Raw genomic sequence first — 14609 nt, 5'->3', positions numbered from 1 at the left:
TCAATATTTTACTTTACCTAATTTTAGGCTATTTTTCAATCTTTTCTACTTCTGCTAAGAACACTCGTTAAAGGCCTTGTCATCAATATCAACACAAACCTTAGCATTTGTCTTACCATCATGATAAGCGCCCCTTACATCAGCCACCGTTGCCCCAATCGCTGGTCCACTCGTTTGCACATCAACCCACATCTCCTTAGTCGTATAACTTTCCGGATGGAGTAAGTAGTAAATTGTGTTCACATCGTGCATTGGATGGCCTGATTCTTCATTACCATCATTATAATGGGTAATTAAACCATGTAACATTTTACCGGTTTCGCCCAGCGCTGGTAATTGTTCGATGGTTGCCGGAGTTAATAATGCTTTTAACGTTACATCAAGGCCAACCATTACAATTGGTACCCCTGAATTGTACATAATTGCTGCCGCATCAGGATCAGTAAAGACATTAAATTCCGCAACACTCGTCATATTACCGCCCGAAATTGAGCCCCCCATAGCAACAATTTGTTTAATGTGAGACTTAACTTCTGGATATTGCTTAAATAGTAACGCAATATTAGTGTATGAACCAGTTGGAACTAACGTCACTTCATCTTCAGCCATAATGGCATCATGGAGTGCTTCAACCGCAGTTTTAGCAATTGGTTGTCCATAATCATCACCAAAATCATAGCCAGGCATCCCTGATTCACCATGAATCCGTGCGGCATCTTCAAATGGCTTAATCAATGGTTCAGCCGCTCCCGCTGCCACCGGAACGTCTTGATCAAAGAAATGAACTAACTTCAACACATTCGCCGTGGTCTTATCCACGGTTACATTTCCCGCCACAGCTGTAATCAATTTTACATCTAAGTTCGGATTATTTAATGCCATCGTGATGGCAGCTGCATCATCAATTCCTGGGTCTGAATCCATAATAATTTTCAAAGCCATGATTAATACTTCCTTTCAAGTGATTACCTATAATTATACAGCAAAAGGGCAAGGAGTGCTCCTTGCCCTTTAAACGTTTTATCCTACCATACAAACAATCCGACAAAGGCAGCGGAAAGTAATGATACTAAGACCCCAGATAATAACATGTATCCAACGTGCTTAGCGATGTAGTTGTTGTTTTCGTCATCAACGAGTCCCTTAAAGGCCCCAAGCACCATCCCTAACGTTGAGAAGTTAGCAAATGATGTCACGAAAACCGTTAAGACTGCTCGTAAGTGTGGCGTGAAGGAATTAATTTCACCAGTTACCTTCCCCATTACCACGAATTCGTTCGTCACTAACTTAAGCCCCATGTTTTGAGCTAATAACCACGTATCATGAAGGTTAAGTCCCATTAACCATGAGAATGGCCACATACAAATCCCAAGGATGCTTTCAAGTGATAACTTAAAGCCGCCAATAGCAGGGATGAAACCTAAGAAACCATCAATTAACTTGGCTAAAGCCACAAAGGCAACCACGTTCGCAATGATGATTAAGATTAACTTCCCAGCGCCTAAGATTGAGTCCCCAAGGTAACTAAAGAATGGTGCCTTTTCACCATCTTCACCAACCTTTTCAATCGTATCTTCTTCTGGCGTCACTTTAACTGGGTTTAATAAACTTGCACAGATTAAAGAGTTAACAATGTTAACTGGCACGGCCGTCAAAATAAATTGCGCTGGCATCATTTCGATGTAGGCCCCGATAATTGAAGCCGTGATACAGCTCATTGACATCATCGCAATTGATAAGTTCCGTTCCTTGCGCATACTCCGTAATTGTAAACCAGAGATGGCCAAAACTTCTGTGTTCCCTAAGAACATCATTTCAACCGCGTAGAATGATTCGAACTTTGGTTGTCCCGTTAAGAATGATAATCCACGACCAATCCACTTAATTACCCATGGTAATAAGCCAATGTACGTCAAGATATCAAACATTGGAACAATCATCAAGATTGGCATTAAGGAAGAACAAATAAAGTTTAAGCTCTTCACGTTGTACCAATCACCAAACGCAAACTTCGTTCCTTCTGCGGAAATATCAACAATCCAAGTAAATCCATCCGCAGCAGCTTGCACCCCAGCCCGACCAGCTGGCACGGCCGTTAAGAACCACGCTAAGAACAAGTTCAAAACAACCATAATTCCGACTGACTTCCAGTTAATCGCTTTCCGGTCCTTTGAGAACAAGAAACCGATGGCTAAGAAGACGAGCAAACCAAGAATATTAACAGCTAATAACATGGTATGAAACACCTCTCTAAAATCCATGCAACAAAACATTTTAAACAAATATACCAGTTATTAAGGAAAAGTAAAGCGCAAATCTTAAATTTTATTTAAGAATTTCACTTTGTAACTTTTCTTCAACTTGTATCCGCTTACAATTATAACATTTTATCATTTAATAAAAAACCCACTAGCTAAAAACTAGTGGGCATGATCGGAAAGTAACTAGCAATTCATCAGTCGCGTCACTCAACGATTGTGTATTTAATTTGTCGTTTGTGGGGGTGAAGGAATAACAAACATCCGTTGAGTCTAATCAAAATGACTGACAGCCACCGCCCTTTCCTTACCTTTATTATACCCCTTTTTTTCGCAAACCGAGCTTATTTCGCTTGTTTCTTTAACAGCCCATATGCGATAAATAAAACCAGAAAGAAAACGACCGAAATAATCAACGATGGCCGCGTTGCTGGAATGAATAAGAGAATAATCAACACACCAATGAAGAAAATCATCGTTAACCAACTCGTGAATGGGAAACCGGGCATCGTGAAGGCAGCCACCCCCGCTGGGTTAGCCTTCCGGTAGGCAATATGCGTTGCTAAAATAAAGATCCAGACAAAGATAAAGTTAATCGTCGACACCCCAGATACGATTTCAAAAATACCGGCTGGCATAATGTAATTTAAAATGACGACGATAAATAAAATGGCTGATGATGCTTGTAACGCTACATTCGGCACTGCTTTATTACTTAACTTGGCATACCGCTTTGGTGCTTGTTCGTTCGTGGCCAATGAGTATAGTGACCGACTCGTACTAAAAATTGCACTGTTCGTAGCTGACATCGCTGACGTTAACACCACAAAGTTCAAGATTGCCGCCGCACTCGTCACCCCAATCCCTTGGAAGACTTGCACAAACGGACTTGATGAAGCATCAATTTGATTCCATGGGTAGATTGCCATAATTGCCATCATCGCCCCAATGTAGAACAAACCAATTCGGAATGGCAGCGTGTTAATCGCCTTTGGAATATCCTTATTGGGATCTTCCGTTTCCCCAGCTGTTAAACCAACCATTTCAATCCCGACGAAGGCAAAGACCACCATTTGGAAGGACGTTAAGAATCCATTGAATCCAAACGGGAAGAAGCCCCCGTGACTGTATAAATTACTTAATGATGTGTATCCAGTTGAGACTTTCGTATGCATAATAATCATCACGGCCCCAACAGCAATTAATGCCAAAATCGCCACCACTTTGATTGTAGAGAACCAACTTTCAAATTCCCCAAACAAACCAACGTTGATCATGTTAACTAACATTAAAAGCACAATAATCACTAATGGTCCGACCCATTGTGGTAAATGTGGGAACCAGTACTTTAAGTACACCCCCGTTGCCGTTAAGTCTGCCATCGCCAAACTTAACCAACATGACCAGTATGTCCAACCAGTAATAAATTGCATCCGGTCACCTAAGTAATCCTTCACAAAGTCAATGAAGGAATGCTTTGACGTATCTGATAATAATAGTTCACCTAACGCGCGCATCATAAAGAAACAGAAAATCCCAACGATTAAGTACGTTAAAATAATTGATGGACCAGCTGTCTTAATGGCTGAACCAGAACCTAAGAATAATCCAGTCCCAATTGCGCCCCCGATAGCAATCATCGTAATATGACGACTCTTTAGTGAACGTGACAGTTTTTGTTGTTCTTCCATTTGAGAACCTCCCTTTCAATGTGATGGAAACAAAAAAAGACGTCCCTGGTTGTTACACCAGGGACGTCTTTAACGCGGTTCCACCCTTGTTTATAATAAGTTTTTTTAAACTTATTACCTCTTAGTCGATACAGGAACCACCCATTTAACACGTGCCATACCAAGAAATGGGACCTTTCCAGCTTATAAAGTCCCTCTCTGTTAATTTCTGGTTTTAAATTGTTTTACATTATATATATGAATATTCAGCATGTCAACCGTTTAGCATTTATTAACTTTTTAAAGTATGGTTTTCCTTGACGCCATGACCAGATTCGGGTTTAATATGATTATCAAGCATTACGGTCTTAGTAGTTAATCAATTTTGGAAAACGGCAGAGAGCTAGTGGAAGCTGCAAACTAGCCCAAATGATGGAACGAATTACCCCGTAATGAACAATTTGTAGGCTTAAAATGAGGCATCGAAAATGATGTAAATGCGGGTGGTACCACGCTTAACTTCAGGCGTCCCAAAGGTAAGTTAATCTTGCCTTGGGACGCTTTTTCGTTACTTCATTTTAAAATTTGGAGGTTTTTTAATGAACATTATCGATGAATTACGGTGGCGCGGTGCCATCAACCAAGTAACTGACGAAGAGGGGTTAACCGCCCTCACCAACGAAAAAGCCATTTCCCTTTACTGTGGAACGGATCCAACAGGGGACAGTCTCCACATTGGGCACTTAATTCCCTTCATGATGCTCAAGCGCTTCCAATTAGCTGGCCACCATCCCGTAATTATTATCGGGGGTGGTACGGGCGCGATTGGGGATCCATCCGGTCGTAAAACCGAACGGGATTTACAAACTAAATCCAAGATTGAACACAACGAAGAAGCCCTCACCAACCAAATGATTAAATTATTTGGGACGGAAAACTTCACCATCGTCAACAACCGTGAATGGTTAAGCAAATTAAACTTAATCGACTTTTTGCGTGATTACGGAAAGTTATTTAACGTTAACACCATGTTAAACAAGGAAGTCGTTGCTAGCCGGCTCGAAACCGGGATTTCCTTTACCGAATTTACTTACCAAATTCTCCAATCTGTCGATTTCTTACACTTATACGATCATCATGACGTTCAATTAGAAATCGGTGGTTCCGACCAATGGGGTAACATTACGGCCGGGATTGATTTAATCCATAAAGTCAAAGGCGCTGATGCCAAAGCCTTTGGATTAACGATTCCATTAATGTTAAAAGCTGACGGAACCAAATTCGGAAAGACCGCTGGTGGCGCCGTCTGGCTTGATCCGGAAAAGACTACGCCATACGAATTCTACCAATTCTGGTTAAACCAAGATGATCGCGATGTAGTGAAATACTTGAAGTACTTCACCTTCCTTGATCAAGCGGAAATTAATGACCTTGCCGAAAAAGTGGCTAATCAACCTTGGAAGCGGGAAGCTCAACGGCGCCTCGCCCAAGAAGTAACGACCTTCGTTCACGGTCAGGCTGCCACTGATGAAGCGGAAAAGATTTCTCAACTCCTCTTTAGTGGTGATATTCAAGCGCTCACGACTGCGGAATTAGAACAAGCTTTCAAGGGCACGCAATCCGTTGATGTACCGGCTACTCCAATGAACATCGTTGATTGGTTAGTTGAATTTGGCGTGGAAAAATCGAAGCGCCAAGCCCGTGAAGATGTAACCAACGGCGCCATTCGCATCAATGGTGAAAAGGTGGCTGATGTTGACGCAACGCTTGACCCAACCACCCACTTTGATGGTAAATATGTGGTAGTTCGGCGCGGAAAGAAGAATTACACGTTAGCTAAGGTAACCAACAAATAAACTTGCGCTTAACTTAAATTGCTTTATAATAAGCATTGAATACTGTCGAGAATGTAGTAGTCCCCATCACTAACAGGAAGTAATCCCAGCGACTGAAAAGATTACCCGATGGTCAACGAATTGGGTCTCGATGGACAGCTTAACGATTATTTTAAGTGGTAAAGTTGCTTAAACTTTACAAAATCGGTGGTACCGCGGTTATTAATCGCCCGATGTTGGCTATCTCCAACACCGGGCTTTTTTTTATGAAAGGAAGTTTTACAATGGAAAAGAAACCAGTTATTTTAACGGGCGATCGCCCAACCGGCAAACTACACATCGGCCACTATGTTGGCTCCTTACGCGAACGCGTTAAGTTACAAAATTCCGGCAAATATGATCCCTTCATCATGATTGCGGACCAACAAGCCTTAACTGACAACGCCCGTGATCCAGAAAAAAATTCGTCGGAGTCTGACAGAAGTTGCCCTTGACTACTTAGCTGTCGGCATCGATCCACAAAAGTCAACGATTTTTGTCCAATCACAAATTCCGGCCTTAGCCGAATTAAACTTATATTACTTAAACCTTGTGACGGTGGCACGCCTACAACGTAACCCAACGGTGAAGGCTGAAATCCAACAAAAGAACTTTAACCAATCCATTCCGGCCGGCTTCTTTACGTACCCGTTAGCCAAGCCGCTGACATCACCGCGTTCAAAGGGCAAATTGTTCCCGTTGGTGATGACCAAGAACCAATGCTCGAACAAACCCGAGAAATTGTCCGGAGTTTCAACCGCATTTATGGTGACGTATTAGTTGAACCACAAGGGGTCTTCCCGCCTAAAGGACAAGGCCGGATTCCAGGACTTGATGGTAACGCCAAAATGAGTAAGTCCCTTGGCAACGCCATTTACCTATCAGATGATGAAGATACTTTAAAGCAAAAAGTTATGTCAATGTATACTGATCCAAACCACATCCACGTTGATGATCCAGGCCAAGTGGAAGGCAACGTGGTCTTTACTTACCTCGACATTTTTGACGATGATAAAGACCGTGTCCAAGAATTAAAAGATCATTATCGGGCTGGGGGCCTTGGTGATGTTAAGATTAAGCGCCACTTATTTGACGTCTTAAACGAACATTTAACCCCAATTCGCCAACGCCGAGCTGAATTTGCTCAAGATATTCCAGCGGTTTACGATATGTTAGCCTTAGGATGCGAACGCGCCAACTTAGTTGCTAACCAAACCCTCGCTGAAGTTAAGGCTGCGATGGGCTTAAATTACTTTGATCAACAACATTAATCCTAAAAAGGGAGCGATGACTGAACTCAGTCACGCTCCCTTTTTAATTTCAATAAACCTAATCCATTATTAGTCAATGTCATTACAGATAACGACAGGTTTAATTAAGTCTGCTGGTTTATGGTGCATTAACTCAATCGCATCTGGGATTTTTTTCAAATCCTTCAAACCGATGCGTAATCAATAATGACGGATCAATCCGACCATTAACAACTAATGCAGCTAACTTTTCCATTCGTAAACGTCCACCAGGCATTAATCCACCATGGATTGTTTTATGCCCCATACCAACGCCCCAGTCGCCAGCATTAAAGACAACATTATCATGGCCATTCAAATAATTAACATTACCGATTGAACCACCTGGTTTCAACATTTTAACGGCATCCGCAAACGTATGCTCAGCATCCCCACCAGCAATCAAAACTTTATCAACGCCCACACCATTCGTGGCTGCTAAAATTTGATCTGCAATATCACCATTGTGGTAATCAATAATATCCGTCGCCCCATATTGTTTAGCAACTTCAACGGTCTTAGCTCGGGAACCAACCGCAAATACGCGCCCAGCTCCATGTAAGACCGCTCCCCGTAAGGCCATTAACCCTACTGGACCAATCCCAATCACTGCAACCGTATCACCAAAAGTTACTCCCGCCATTTCAGAAGCATGCAACCCGGTTGGAATCATGTCTGATAACATACATGCTTCAGCTGGATCAATTTCAGCTGGTAAATGTGCTAAATTCCCATCCGCGTCATTAACATGGAACCGAGTCCCAAACACCCCATCTTTGATGTTAGAAAATTTCCAACCACCTAGCATTCCATCTGAATCAGTAGCGTACCCAGCTTGCGAGTATACGTCAGACCAGTTGGGGGTGATTGCCGGAACTAAAACCTTGTCGCCAGGTTTAAAATCTTTAACCTCACTCCCGACTTCAACAATCACCCCACACGCTTCGTGACCCAAAATCATATTTTGTCTTGGACCAAGGGCATCTTCATATACAGTATGAATATCTGACGTACATGGAGCAACCGCTAAGGGACGAATTAAAGCATCACGAGGACCTACTTTAGGATCTTCCTTATCAATAAAACCAGTCTTGCCAGGTTCAATCATTGCAAAGCCGCGCATTATTTTGACCACCTTTCATTTTAAACCTAAAATCAATAAAGCGCTTACAAGTGAATTATAACCTACTATGGCCAAACGTTGTTAAATTTTATCAAAGTAGTTATTAAATCCTTTTTAAAACCCAACCGGAACCAGACACAAATAGGGCTCACATCGCTGTTTTACCAGCGATACGAGCCCTATTTTGAATGTGGGACATTCCCATTCAGCTGTTATTACTTACGGAATGGCACCGCATTTTCCTTGGTAATCTTCGTAATTCCATGGAAGTATGGCACTAAGACTTCCGGAATCGTCACGGAACCATCTTCATTTTGGTAATTTTCTAAAATGGCCGCTACCGTCCGACCAACCGCTAAACCAGATCCGTTTAACGTGTGGACATATTGTAACTTCCCATTTTCATCCCGGTATTGCGTGTGTAACCGCCGAGCTTGGAAATCAAGACAGTTCGAACAACTGGAAATTTCCCGGTACTTCGCTTGGGCCGGCATCCAAACTTCTAAGTCATGCGTTTCAGACGCCGTGAAACTCATATCCCCACTCGTTAACTTGATGACATGGTAACTAAGGCCTAACTTTTGTAAAATATTTTCGGCATTTTGCGTCATCATTTCTAATTCTTCCCATGATTGTTCTGGCTTCGTGTACTTCACCATTTCAACCTTGTTAAATTGGTGCATCCGAATTAAGCCCCGAGTATCCCGACCGGCAGCCCCAGCTTCTGACCGAAAACTTGGTGATAAGGCCGTAACCCGAATTGGTAATTCTTCAGCTGGAATCACTTCATTGCCAAAGTAATTCGTTAATGGCACTTCCGCCGTTGGGATTAACGTCATGTTTTCCCCGTTAACTTGGTAGACGTCTTCTTTAAACTTCGGGAATTGCCCCGTTCCATACATTGAGTGCGCATTCACGATGTATGGCGGTAAGACTTCTGTATACCCTTCCTTCATGTGTTCGTCTAACATAAAGTTGTAAATCGCCCGTTCTAATTGGGCCCCGAGCCCAACATAGTAAACAAAGCGGGCCCCAGAAACTTTCGCTGCCCGATCAAAGTCTAAGATTCCTAGTTCTTCCCCAATTTCCCAGTGATTCTTAGGGGTGAAATCAAATTCCTTGATTGCACCAACCCGCCGCATTTCTTCGGCACCATCTTCAGTTAAGCTAACCGGAACCCCTTCATGCGGAATATTTGGCAAGTGTGCTAACCGATCATGTAATTCAGTATCAACGGCATTTACTTGTTCGTCTAATTCCTTAATTTGCGCCCCAACAGCTTGCATCTTGGCAATGGCTTCGTCCGCTGATTCGTGGTTACGCTTGGCTTCCCCAATTTGCTTTGAGGCCGTATTCCGTTCCGCCTTCAAATTTTCCGTTTGTTGTAATAATTCCCGCCGCTTAACATCAAGGCTAACACAGCATCAATATCAGCAGCGTCCACGCCCCGTGTTGCTAACTTTTCCTTAAACCAATCTGGTTGTTGGCGAATTTGCTTTAAATCTAACATTCCTACTTCTCCTTATTTATAAATCAAAAAGAGCCACTTCATCTCCAATTGGGACGAAATGGCTCTTTTTTCCGCGGTACCACCCAGATTCGTCAAAGTTTTTCTTTGACACACTTTGCTAACGTCATAACGTCCGTCACCCGTGCGGCATTACCCGCCCACTTTAATCAGATTGGAAATTTCATGCACTTACTTTCCACCATCCGTAAGCTCTCTAGTCACACTACTTAATATCCGACGTGTTTTATTATTATCAATCATTTTAGTATACTTAACCAGTTTGTGCAATTGACTTTTATGACTGATGACGATAACTAATCGTACTTCGCCCATGTTGCGCCGTAACCACTAACTGATCCGGAATTTGCGCTTTTAATTCACTCACATGCGAAATTATTCCAACCATCCGTTGCCCATTAATCGCTTGAAGTGAGGCTAGGGCCTGTTCAAGGGCCGTTTGATCCAATGACCCAAAGCCTTCATCCACAAATAAGGCTTCAATTTTAACGCTCCCCTCCCGTTGTTGCACGACTTCACCAAGGGCGAGCGCCAGGGATAAGGAGGCCATAAAACTTTCGCCACCAGACAACGTATGCACACTTCGGAGTTTCCCGGCATGCTCATCAAAGACATTTACTTCAAGGCCGACCTTACTTTCAACGCCCCCCAACGATTGATCAAGTTCAAAATAATACCGACCATCCGTTAATTGGAGCAAGCGTTGACTAGCAACTTGTAACACTTCACCAAAGAATTGTTGTAAGACAAACCGTTCGAAACTCAACTTGGTCGTGCCTTTACCACGCATCACCGTCACTAAATCATACAATTGTCGATGTTGTTGATCAGTTTGCGCATACGTTTGGGCTAACTCGGCTACTTGATTTCTGATAGATTGCCAATGCTCAATGACCTCATCAACCTTGCCGACTGCGGTATATAACTCCTGTTGTTGCGCTTGGGCCTGCATAAGAGCTTGTTGAACGTATTCCTGATCCTCGCTAGGTTTAATTACCGTTTGCTCGGTTAACAAGTCATACCGTTCTGTCGCGGCCGTTAATTTGGTCTGAAAGGTCTGGACTTGTTGCCGTAATGCGGGTAACTTAACCACTTCAGTTGCTCGCTCCATTAGCTCCGGTAGCGTTAACGTCGGTTGCTCCGATGCTATCCGTTGTTGCAAGGTCGCTTGTTGCGTTCCTAATTCTGCTTGGGCCTGCGTCAACTGTTCCTGTAAGGTTTGTTGTTGGGTTTGCGCTTGCGTCAAAATTTGGGTTGCCTGTTGAACGGCCGTTTTTACTTGTTCCGCTTCAGCTTGGCGTTGCTGTAACTTCGTTTGGTCACTGGCCACTTTGGCCACAAACGCTTGATATGCCTCGGCAACATCTGACTGCGTCGCTAGCTCCTGTTGTAGGAATGCTGTTAATTGTTCTTGTTGCCGCTGTTGCTCTTGCAATTGCTGGTGCTGCGTAGTTAACGTAGCTTGGGCCTGCGCTTGCGTCATTTTTGCTTGATCCCGTGTCGCTTGCGCCTGTTTTAATTCGGATTCGCTAATCGTTTCCCCCGCCGTAGTTACAGCTGGATGAGGATGGTCGCACGATCCACAAACCGGACATGGACTATCCGGCGCTAATCGTTGCGCTAATTGTGCAATTTGCCCCCGGACATACTGATCATCCAGTTGGCGCCAACTTGCTTCCGCTTGCGCCAAGCGGTGGTCGCCGTAGTTAATGATTGTTGGGATTGTGCGACTTGCCGCTCTAATTGCGTTTGTTTCGTTTGTACTTGTTGCAATTGCTCCCAGCGTGGTGCTAATTTAGCCGCCTGCGCTTGTTGCAGCGTAACTTGGCGTTGCGTTTGCTCCAAATCATCGTACGTGGCTAATTTCGCTTGTAGCTTCGCTAATTCTGCTTGCGACTGCTTAGCGGCTTGTTTAGCCGTCCTTAGTTGCGTTTCCCACTTCGTAATTTGTTGCGTTAATTGTTGCACTTGCGTTAATAACTACTTTGTTGTTGCACCCATTCTAATAATTTGATGGTCGTTTGTTGCGCTTTCATCGCCGGCTCTTGTAAGCGAAGTGCTTTAATTTCCTGGGAAATTTTCTCCAACTGTTCATGATGTTGCTGCCACTTTTCCCAAGCTTGCACTTGTTGCGTCCACTTCGTAACCAGGGCTTGGATTGTTTGCAACTTTGCTTGCCGTTGCGTTTGCTCAGCTTGCATCGCTGTAATCCGGGCTGCGACTGCCGTTTGCCAAGCTGTTAGTGGTTGTTCATCATCAACCACGGCTAACTGCCGTCGTAACGTCAACATTTTCGTCGTCGCTTCGGTCTGTTGTTGTTCTAATTGTTTTAAGTCTTGATTTAATCGATCCGCCCACCGTTGATACAATTGCGTCCCAAACAAAGTTCGTAAAATTTCGGTTTTATCTTTACTACTCGACGCTAAAAATTCCCGAAACTTGCCTTGCGGAAGCAAAATAATTTGGCGAAATTGATCAACTTGTAAATGCAATAACTGCTCAATCGTTTGATTAACTTCCCCCACTTTCGTGATTTCAGTGGGTTCCGGTGCTTGTAATGGATAAATTAAACTTACCTTCGTTGGCCGTTCACTTTTTTGCCTGGTATCAACCGGGGAACCCGGCGTTTAACTTGATATTCAACCCCTTGATGCTCAAACCAAAAACTAACCCACGTATCTTCTGCATCTGGCGCAAAATCAGACCGTAGTAACCGGGCATCGCGTTGATCATTGGACGTTTTGCCAAACAAGGCATAACACATCGCATCAAATAGCGTTGTTTTCCCACTCCCGGTCGTCCCCGTAATCAAAAACAACGGCGTTTCATTAAACTGCGTAAAATCAACTGTTTCGTGCTCATACGGACCAAAATAATCCAAAGTTAACTTCAATGGTCGCATTAGTCATCCCCCTTTAAAACTTGTTCTAAACTCGTTTTTGCCCACTGTTGCTGAGCTGGATTCAATTGCTGGCCATCGGTCACTAATTGATAAAAATCGGCTAATAAAGCTAACGGGGCCTGCTTAACATTCACTTGTTTCGTCGTCGCAAGCGATTTTATTTGTGCTCCGTGTAACCGATGCAAACTTAAAATTCGTGGATAGACCACCCGTAACCGGCTCATCACATCGGGAATCGCTTGTTCATCCGTTAAGTTAATCGCCACATAGTCATCATGGTTGCCTGCCTCATTTCCTGCCACCAGCTCATCGAACGCTCCGATCACCAACCGTAAATCATGCTTGGGTTGCAAGGCATGCCACGTTACTTGTTGGGTCTTTGTATCAACAATCCACACCCCTTTTTCAATTGTTGCTTCTGAAGTTGACATTTTTAATGGTGAGCCACTGTATTTAATCCTCGGCAACTGTAACGCATTGGGATTATGTAAATGCCCCAACGCCACATAATCAAACCCCGCTAGTAAATCCGTTGGCACGGCATTTAAGCCCCCAACTTCAACTTTCGTTTCCGACTCCGTGCGCGAACTCCCCGCCGCAAAAAAATGGGCTACTAAGACCTGATGATATTGCGGTTCAAATTTCGCTTGCATTTCCGCCACGATTTTTTTCCATCGCAACCGGTAAACTTTGAATCGTATCATCATGAAAGTAATTGCGAACCGCTTGTAATTCAAAGTATGGCAATAAAAACCACTGTGTATCCCCAACTACCACTGGTTCAAAGGCTTGCGCTAACTCAGTATGCAAATAAAAATTCGTTGCTTGATACCAATCACTCCCCGTCCCCAGTCGAATTGCTGAATCGTGATTCCCACTGACCGCTAAAACGGGGTATTCGAGCTCCAAATTAAGTTCTTTCAATTCTTGATTCACCGTTGCCACAGCTGCTTCACGCGGGACCCGCCGATCATATAAATCGCCAGCTACCACAATTGCATCAACGTGCTCTGTTTGAGCTAATGATTTAATTTGCTCAAAAGCTACTTGATGATCCGCCGTTAAATCATAGCCATTCAACTCTTTGCCGACATGCCAATCAGCCGTATGTAAAAATCGCATCGATATCCACCTGTATATATATTTGTTATATTTTTACTCAATTTTAAGGTAATTTAACTAAAATTAATTAACTTATCCCCTTTTTTTTATACTATACTTTATCATTGGTATTATAAATTAATTTATTAAAATAAGGGGGGTGCGCTAATGAAGACTGGTGAGGTTCGGAAATTTATCTTCCGCACACTCTTTTACTTCATCATTTTGATGATTCTAATCTACATGTACGGATACTTTGGCGCCGGCGAAGCACCATTTATCTATAACGAATTCTAAGGAGAGGATTAATGACTATGAACTTATTAACCCGCATTGATCAGATTGCGTTAGCTAATCCATCTGTCATTGCATATGATGAATTAGGGACAACGCACACTTACGCGGATTTGAAGCAATTTTCGGATCAATTAGCAACTTGGTTGGATCAACAAAACTTACCAGCTCATCAACCAATTTTATTCTACGGTGATCACCAATTTGAAATGTTAGCTGGTTTCTTAGGCGCTTTAAAAGCCGGTCACCCTTACATTCCAGTTGAAACCGGCACGGCCATGCCACGGTTAACTTCAATTTTAACCACTGGTCAACCAGGTTTGATTATCGCAATTGACGAATTCCCAACTGAAATTACCCCATCAGCTGAGGTCGTAACTTTAGCTGATATCACCACGCTCGGTGATGATCAACTTGATTATCAATTGACCCACCCCGTCACTGGTGATGACCTTGTTTATATTCTCTTTACTTCTGGTACAACGGGGTCACCAAAGGGAGTCCAAATCACCCATGATAATTTAACTTCCTTTGGTGATTGGATGCTTAGTGATGATTTCAAATTACCAA

At 43.2% G+C, this 14609-nt stretch carries 10 protein-coding genes and 4 pseudogenes; 4 read left to right on the top strand and 10 right to left on the bottom strand.

Going from position 1 to position 14609, the window contains the following annotated elements; genetic code table 11:
* Positions 1-28 precede the first annotated feature (28 nt).
* The 3 genes and pseudogenes from rihC to JCM14505_RS07030 form a co-directional block, all read right to left on the bottom strand.
* A pseudogene (rihC, locus tag JCM14505_RS07040) lies at positions 29-942 on the bottom strand (ribonucleoside hydrolase RihC).
* An 83-nt stretch (positions 943-1025) separates the two neighbouring features.
* Positions 1026-2234, bottom strand: a complete 1209-nt coding sequence (locus tag JCM14505_RS07035) for a NupC/NupG family nucleoside CNT transporter (RefSeq protein ID WP_054653666.1) — start codon at positions 2232-2234, stop codon at positions 1026-1028.
* Between the two features lie 368 nt (positions 2235-2602).
* Entirely contained in the window at positions 2603-3949 is a 1347-nt protein-coding gene (locus JCM14505_RS07030) for an amino acid permease (protein WP_054653664.1), read from the bottom strand.
* A gap of 578 nt (positions 3950-4527) precedes the next feature.
* Here JCM14505_RS07030 and tyrS point away from each other — a divergent pair.
* Entirely contained in the window at positions 4528-5784 is a 1257-nt protein-coding gene (tyrS, locus tag JCM14505_RS07025) for a tyrosine--tRNA ligase (protein ID WP_054653662.1), read from the top strand.
* A gap of 263 nt (positions 5785-6047) precedes the next feature.
* Positions 6048-7073, top strand: a pseudogene (gene trpS / locus JCM14505_RS07020) (tryptophan--tRNA ligase).
* Positions 7074-7206: 133 nt separating this feature from the next.
* On the opposite strand, the gene JCM14505_RS07015 reads toward trpS, so the two are convergent.
* The 7 genes and pseudogenes from JCM14505_RS07015 to JCM14505_RS06985 form a co-directional block, all read right to left on the bottom strand.
* Entirely contained in the window at positions 7207-8214 is a 1008-nt protein-coding gene (locus tag JCM14505_RS07015; protein ID WP_305068864.1) for an NAD(P)-dependent alcohol dehydrogenase, read from the bottom strand.
* Between the two features lie 215 nt (positions 8215-8429).
* A pseudogene (serS, locus tag JCM14505_RS07010) lies at positions 8430-9724 on the bottom strand (serine--tRNA ligase).
* Between the two features lie 295 nt (positions 9725-10019).
* Complete coding sequence (locus JCM14505_RS07005) at positions 10020-11432, bottom strand: SbcC/MukB-like Walker B domain-containing protein (RefSeq protein ID WP_054653660.1); 1413 nt, start codon at positions 11430-11432, stop codon at positions 10020-10022.
* Entirely contained in the window at positions 11363-11710 is a 348-nt protein-coding gene (locus tag JCM14505_RS07000) for a hypothetical protein (RefSeq protein ID WP_054653658.1), read from the bottom strand. Before JCM14505_RS07000 ends, JCM14505_RS07005 begins: the two co-directional genes overlap by 70 nt.
* Before the next feature lie 5 nt (positions 11711-11715).
* Positions 11716-12267: an AAA family ATPase gene (locus JCM14505_RS06995; protein ID WP_054653656.1), complete on the bottom strand. Its 552-nt coding sequence runs from the start codon at positions 12265-12267 to the stop codon at positions 11716-11718.
* Positions 12268-12314: 47 nt separating this feature from the next.
* Positions 12315-12644, bottom strand: coding sequence for an AAA family ATPase (locus JCM14505_RS06990; protein WP_054653654.1), 330 nt, complete (start codon positions 12642-12644; stop codon positions 12315-12317).
* Positions 12644-13766, bottom strand: a pseudogene (locus JCM14505_RS06985) (exonuclease SbcCD subunit D). The gene JCM14505_RS06990 and the pseudogene JCM14505_RS06985 overlap by 1 nt, the downstream one beginning before the upstream one ends.
* Before the next feature lie 147 nt (positions 13767-13913).
* Here JCM14505_RS06985 and JCM14505_RS06980 point away from each other — a divergent pair.
* Positions 13914-14042: a teichoic acid D-Ala incorporation-associated protein DltX gene (locus JCM14505_RS06980; RefSeq protein WP_054653652.1), complete on the top strand. Its 129-nt coding sequence runs from the start codon at positions 13914-13916 to the stop codon at positions 14040-14042.
* 11 nt (positions 14043-14053) lie between these two features.
* On the top strand, positions 14054-14609 hold a 556-nt coding region (locus JCM14505_RS06975; RefSeq protein WP_156249860.1), incomplete at its 3' end, for an AMP-binding protein.

The sequence above is a fragment of the Limosilactobacillus equigenerosi DSM 18793 = JCM 14505 genome (assembly GCF_001311375.1).
In the GTDB taxonomy this organism is placed as follows: Bacteria; Bacillota; Bacilli; order Lactobacillales; family Lactobacillaceae; genus Limosilactobacillus; species Limosilactobacillus equigenerosi.
This window is presented reverse-complemented; position numbering and strand designations above follow the sequence as displayed.